General features: G+C 70.5%; 8 protein-coding genes. All 8 read right to left on the reverse strand.

Translation table 11 applies throughout. The annotated features are described in order from the left end of the window. Positions 1-678: NADH-quinone oxidoreductase subunit C (locus VFH59_RS10740; RefSeq protein WP_325164890.1), on the reverse strand; the 678-nt coding region annotated here is incomplete at its 3' end. An 11-nt stretch (positions 679-689) separates the two neighbouring features. Continuing rightward, positions 690-1,247 carry an NADH-quinone oxidoreductase subunit B family protein gene (locus tag VFH59_RS10745; RefSeq protein ID WP_325164891.1) on the reverse strand — a complete coding sequence of 186 codons (558 nt, stop codon included), beginning with the start codon at positions 1,245-1,247 and terminating at the stop codon, positions 690-692. After that, complete coding sequence (locus tag VFH59_RS10750; protein WP_325164892.1) at positions 1,238-1,594, reverse strand: NADH-quinone oxidoreductase subunit A; 357 nt, start codon at positions 1,592-1,594, stop codon at positions 1,238-1,240. Before VFH59_RS10750 ends, VFH59_RS10745 begins: the two co-directional genes overlap by 10 nt. A gap of 323 nt (positions 1,595-1,917) precedes the next feature. Then, positions 1,918-2,271, reverse strand: coding sequence for a PilZ domain-containing protein (locus VFH59_RS10755; RefSeq protein WP_325164893.1), 354 nt, complete (start codon positions 2,269-2,271; stop codon positions 1,918-1,920). Between the two features lie 162 nt (positions 2,272-2,433). Continuing rightward, positions 2,434-3,363 carry a PIG-L family deacetylase gene (locus tag VFH59_RS10760; protein ID WP_325164894.1) on the reverse strand — a complete coding sequence of 310 codons (930 nt, stop codon included), beginning with the start codon at positions 3,361-3,363 and terminating at the stop codon, positions 2,434-2,436. A 144-nt stretch (positions 3,364-3,507) separates the two neighbouring features. Then, positions 3,508-4,443 (reverse strand): DNA polymerase III subunit delta', encoded by a 936-nt coding sequence (gene holB / locus VFH59_RS10765; protein WP_325164895.1) that lies wholly within the window; start codon positions 4,441-4,443, stop codon positions 3,508-3,510. Then, positions 4,440-5,084, reverse strand: a complete 645-nt coding sequence (tmk, locus tag VFH59_RS10770) for a dTMP kinase (protein ID WP_325164896.1) — start codon at positions 5,082-5,084, stop codon at positions 4,440-4,442. The genes holB and tmk overlap by 4 nt, the downstream gene beginning before the upstream one ends. Beyond that, entirely contained in the window at positions 5,077-6,117 is a 1,041-nt protein-coding gene (gene mltG / locus VFH59_RS10775) for an endolytic transglycosylase MltG (protein ID WP_325164897.1), read from the reverse strand. Before mltG ends, tmk begins: the two co-directional genes overlap by 8 nt. Position 6,118 lies beyond the last annotated feature (1 nt).

Raw genomic sequence — 6,118 nt, forward strand, 5'->3', positions numbered from 1 at the left:
GTCGTCGCGGATCACGCGCGGCACCAGCACGCGCGGCTCGATGGTCACCGGCTGGTAGACCACGCGCTGCTGCTCGGCGTCGTAGCGCACCTCGACGTTGCCGATCAGCGGGAAATCCTTGCGGAACGGATGGCCGACGAAGCCGTAGTCGGTGAGGATGCGGCGCAGGTCCGGGTGGCCCTCGAAGATGATGCCGTACATGTCGAACGCCTCGCGCTCGAACCAGTTGGCGACCGGCCAGATGCCGGTGAGCGAGGGCACCATCGGCAGCGCGTCGTCCTCGCAGAACACGCGCAGGCGCAGGCGCCGGTTGTTCGCGACCGAAAGCAGGTGCACGACCGCCGCGAAGCGGCGCGGCATGTTGGCGTCGCGCGGGCGCTCGGCCCAGTTGAAGCGGCCCATGGCCTGGCCCTCGACGCCGCGCGAAAAGCCGGTGGCGGTGACCGTCTCGGTGGCCCACTCGTCCTGGCCGTAGCCGAGGTAGTCGATGCCGCAGACGTCGATGAGCTGCTCGAAGCGGAAGTCGGGCTCGTCGCGCAGCGCGGTGGCGACGCTCAGGAGATCGGCAGCGGCCAGCTCGGCGGTGAGTTCGCCGCCGCGGGCGGGCAGCAGCGTCAGGGTGTCGCCGAACCGCGCCGCGAGGCGCGCGGCGAGCGAAGTGTTTTGCGTATCGGTCATGGCTCTCAGCCTTAGCCGCGGGCGATGGTGCTGGTGCGGCGGATCTTCTTCTGCAACTGCAGGATGCCGTGGATCAGCGCTTCGGCCGTCGGCGGGCAGCCGGGCACGTAGATGTCCACCGGCACGATGCGGTCGCAGCCGCGCACCACCGAGTACGAGTAGTGGTAGTAGCCGCCACCGTTGGCGCAGCTGCCCATCGAGATCACCCACTTCGGGTCGGGCATCTGGTCGTACACGCGGCGCAGCGCGGGCGCCATTTTGTTGACCAGCGTGCCGGCCACGATCATCACGTCGGACTGGCGCGGGCTCGGACGGAAAATCACGCCGTAGCGGTCTAGGTCCAGGCGCGAGGCGCCGGCGTGCATCATCTCGACCGCGCAGCAGGCCAGGCCGAAGGTCATCGGCCACATCGAGCCGGTGCGCGCCCAGTTCATCAGCGCGTCGACCGAGGTGGTGGCGAAGCCGCGCTGCACGACCGGGTTGTCCTCGGCCGGGCGCAGGATGTCGTCGACCAGGTTCAACGGTTCCGGGTTGTGCATCACCCGGTCGATGGAAGACATCACTCCCATTCCAGTGCTCCCTTCTTCCACACGTAGGCGAAACCGACCACCAGCAACAGCAGGAACAGCGCCATCTCGATCAGCGCCACGATGCCGATGTGCTGGAAGACCACCGCCCACGGAAATAGGAAGGCGATCTCCAGGTCGAAGATGATGAACAGGATCGCCAGCAGGTAATAGCGCACGTCGAAGCGCATGCGGGCGTCTTCGAACGCTTCGAAGCCGCATTCGTAGGGCTCGAGCTTGACCGATTCGGGACGGCGCGGGCCGGCGAGCATGCCGATGATCAGCAGCACCACGCCCAGGCCGGCGGCAACGCCGATGAACAGCAGGATGGGCCAGTATTGAGCAAGCACGATGCAACGTACCTCCGCACCCTTCGGGCGCATCAGTGATCGCCACCCAAGGCGATCCGGCTGGTTCGGTTCGGCAGGCCGCGCACGGCAGGGGCTGTCCGGCCACGTTCGCACGCGTGGGGGCCGCGAGCGCCCGATTTCCACGAAATCCATTCGTGTAACCGCCGCATTGTATCAGCGCGTACGGGGACTACGCCAAGTATTGCGGACGCGACAGTTATTGGTTAGTGGCACCCGTTCTCACACATCGCCGGTGAGAGTCCGGCGAATGCAGGCGAAGGGGGGGCCATGGCTCGCGGCGGAGCGCGCCTCCGCGGCCCGGGCTACATGGTGTGGGTGGGGCGCTCGGAGGAGAGCACGCCCGCGAGGATGTTCTCGATGCGCTGTCGCGCCGACTCGGCGTCGCCCGATTCGTTGAAGTGCACGCCGATACCGGCAGTGCGGTTGCCCTGGGCCCCGAGCGGGCTGATCCAGGCCACCTTTCCCACCACCGACAGGCGCTCGGTCTCGTCCATCAACGTGATCAGCAGCACCACTTCGTCGCCCAGTGCGTAGCGCTGCGCGGTCGGCGCAAACAGGCCACCGTGCTTCAGGAACGGCATGTACGCGTTGTACAGCGACGCGGCGTCCTTGATCTTCAGCGAAATGATGCCCTGGCGGGCAGCGGTGGGGGTCATGCTCGGGCTCCGGACAGACGGCCGGCTTCGGGCCGGCGCAGACGCATCGTAGCGAGCGGGATGGATGGGCGCAAAGCGGCGTGCGGCCCGCCAGGCACCCAAGGCCGGACGTCATGCCGCCTCCCTCCTTCCAGGCCCGGGCCCAGGCCTCCCCACGCGTGCCTAGAGTTCGCACCAGCCCCAGCGATCGAAGATCCATGGGGAAGGCACGTCCATGTCCAGTCGCGCAAAGCACGGTGCCGTCGGCACGTCGGCGAGGCGCCAGCGGCGCTGCCCGTCGCGCTGCAGCGGCGCCTCGGCCCAGGACCAGTGGAGCACGCCGTCGGGGCTGGCGATGGTCAGGCGCAGTTGCGAACGCCATGCCCCGGGTCGCCAGGGCAACGCGCCCGCCTCGCGGCCGGCCGGCGGCCGGGCGACGCGGTCGTAGCATTCCGGCCGGCTGGTCAGCCGGCGCATGCGGCCCGCGCTCAGCGCCATCTGGCTGCCATGCGCCGTCAGCGCGGCAAGCTTGGCCGCGTGGCGCTCGGCGGCCGCCGGCAGGGCGACCGCGGGCAGCATTTCCCCCCGCCCGTGGACCAGGTAGCCGAGCAACAGCGGTGGCTCGGCATCCCAGTCGGCCAGCGCCAGCCGCATCAGCACATGTGCGCTGCCGTGGTCGGGATGGCGGTCGGACAACGCCGGCAGTGCCACCACGTTGGGGCGGAAATCCGCCAATTGCTCGACCAGGCGCGCGCGCGCCATCGAGGCATCCCCGCGCACCAGCGCGGTCAGGCCCATGTCCGGCCAGCCCATGGCATGCAGGGTACCTGGCGGCAGCTCGAGCCGCCGCAGCGCCTCGGTCACCTCCTCGCGGCGGCGCCGGCCCCAGCTCGCGCGTTCCGCGTCGCCGATGCGCAGTCGCCGCTCCAGCCAGCGCTGGGGCCACGGATTGTCGTCGCCGTCGGTCAGCAGCAGCACGCGCACTTGCCCCCCCGCCGCACGCACGAGTTGCAGCAGTTCGCCGGTACCAATGGTTTCGTCGTCGGGATGCGGCGCCACCACCAGCAGGCGGGTCCGCGCGTCGGGGCTGTACAGCTCCGGGCTCAACGGCATGTCGTGGCGCCTCCCGCGCCAGGGTGTGGGGAGCGCCCGGGCCCGGAAGCCGAGGGCGGTCGTTGCGTGCAGCTTGCGGCAGCGCGCGTTCGCACTACGTGTAGCGTGAGGCAGGTGGACCGGAGGATCCGCATGGCCCCTGGGTCAGTGCCAGCCGGCGAGCAACTCTAACAGCAGCAGGTCTCCACGCAGCGGCCCGCGCAAGGCATCGCGGGTGCGGTTGGCGGCATGGAACCACTCGGCCAGCACGTCCGCCTCGAGCTGGCTGCCGAGCGGCGGGGCGCCCCCGGTCGCGCGGGCCCGCGCTTCGTCCACGGCCGCCTGCGCGGCGAACCAGAGGCATTGCTCCGGTTCGACGTCCAGCCAGCGACGCGCCACTTCCATTGGCTCGGCGCGACCGGCGGCCAGGGCGGCCAGGTCCTTGCGCACGGCCTGCCGGCGCGCCAGCGCGCCCTGCTCCGCCCAGACCCGCGCCTGGCCGGGATTGCCCCCGGCCGCCTCCAGCGCGGCGGCGGGGTCGGCGACACCCTGGGCGGTCAGCCACGTCATCGCCTCGGCCTGCGCGGGGAGCTGGAACTCGATCCGCTGGCAGCGGCTGCGGATGGTTTGCGGCAGCCGCCAGGGGGCGTCGGCGACCAGCAGCAGCAAGGTCTGCGGCGAGGGTTCCTCCAGCGTCTTGAGCAGGGCATTGGCGGCGGCCGTGTTCATGGCGTCGGCCGGGTCGATCGTGACCACCTGCCAACCGCCGAACTGGCTGGCCATGGCAAGCCGCGCGGACAGTTCGCGGATCTGCTCGACCACGATCTCCTTGCGCTGCACGCCATCCTTGCGCAGGCCGTAGCTTACGGTCATGAAATCGGGATGGGTGCCGGCGTCCAGCAGCAGGCAGGCACGGCACTGGCCGCAGGCTTCGCCTTCGCGCGGACGCTCGCACAGGAGGCCACGCACGAAGCGCCGCAGGAAGGCCCGCTTGCCCAGGCCCGCCGGCCCGCACAACAGCAGCGCGTGCGGCAGCGCCTCGCGCGCAAGCCGGGATTGCAGGCGTTGCCAATGCGCCTCGTGCCAGGGCGGCGTGCTCATGCCGCATCCTCCGCGAACAACGGTGCCAGCGCGGCGATGGCCGCCTGCAGCACGGCCTCCGGCGCCTGCCGGGCATCGATCAGGCGGAAGCGCCCGGGCTCTGCCGCGGCGCGCGTGCGGTAGCTGGAGCGCACGCGCTCGAAGAAGGCGTCGGCCTCGGTTTCGATGCGGTCGGCCTCGCCCCGCCCCGCGGCACGGGCGCGCCCGGTCGCCACAGGCAGGTCGAGCAGCAGGGTCAGGTCCGGCACGAACCCGGCACAGGCCCAGCGCTCCAGCTCCGCGATGCGCTCCAGCGGCTGGCCGCGGCCGCCCCCCTGATAGGCATAGCTGGCGTCGACGTAGCGGTCGCACAGCACCCATCGGCCCGCCGCCAGCGCGGGCGCGACGACTTCCCGGACCAGTTGGGCACGGGAGGCGAACATCAGCAGCAGCTCGGTCTCGGCGGCCATGCCACGCGCCTGTGGATCGAGCACGATGGCGCGGACCGCCTCCCCTACCGCCGTGCCACCCGGCTCCCGGGTCTGCACCAGGTCGATACCCTGGCCCGCGATGTACGCGTGCAGGCCGGCCAGCAAGGTGCTCTTGCCGGCGCCCTCGCCGCCCTCGAGCGAAATGAAGCGTCCGCGCCGCGGCTCAGTCATGGCAATGCTTCAGCTGATAGCAGGCGACGTTGCGGTTGTGCTCGGCGAGCGAACTGGCGAACACGTGGCTGCCGTCGCCGCGGGCCACGAAATACAGCGCCTTGCCGGGCGCGGGATGCAGCGCGGCCTGGATCGCCGGCCGGCCTGGCAGGGCGATGGGTGTGGGCGGCAGGCCCGGATGCAGGTAGGTGTTGTAGGGCGTATCGGCAACCAGGTCACTGCGACGGATATTGCCGGCGTAGGCCTCGCCCATGCCGTAGATCACCGCCGGATCGGTCTGCAGCAGCATGTGATACTGGAGCCTGCGCACGAAGACGCCGGCAATCTTCGGGCGTTCGTCGGCCCGGCCGGTTTCCTTCTCGACGATGGAAGCGAGGATCAGCGCGTCGTACGGCGTCGCCAGTGGCAGATCCTTGTCGCGTCCGGGCCACAGTTCGGCCAGCGTGCGCACCATGGCCTCGTGGGCACGCTTGAGGATGTCCAGGTCGCTGTCGCCCTTCACGTAGGCGTAGGTCTCGGGCAGGAAGCGGCCTTCCGGCGTTTCGCCCGCCGCACCGATGCGACGCATCAGGCGGGCCTCGTCCAGCATCGCACCGTCGTGGCGCAGCGTGGTCACCTTGGCCAGCGCGTCGCGCAACTGGCGAAAGGTCCAGCCATCGACGATCGTGAAATCACGCTGCAACACGCGGCCTGCCGCCATGGCATCGAGCAGCTGGCCGGGCGTGGTGCCCGGATCGAGCGCGTACTCGCCGGCATGCAGCCGGTCGGCCACTCGCATGCGTTCGGCCAGCAAGCGCCAGTACAGCGAGGGTGCGCGGGTGAGGCTGCGGGCACGCAGCTGCGCCACGATGTTGCGCAAGCTGCTGCCGCGTTGCACGTCGAGCGTCTGCCGCTGCGATCCGGTCGCGAGCGGGGTGCTGCTGAAGCGCTCGAAGTCGTACCACCCGGCGACGATGCCGGCCAGCACGGCCAGCAGCAGCACCCACGTCAGGATGCGCCAGGCGGCCCGTCCCTTCTTTTTCCTGCGCCCCATC

This window comes from Frateuria sp. (genome assembly GCF_035695185.1).
Taxonomy (GTDB): Bacteria; Pseudomonadota; Gammaproteobacteria; order Xanthomonadales; family Rhodanobacteraceae; genus Frateuria_A.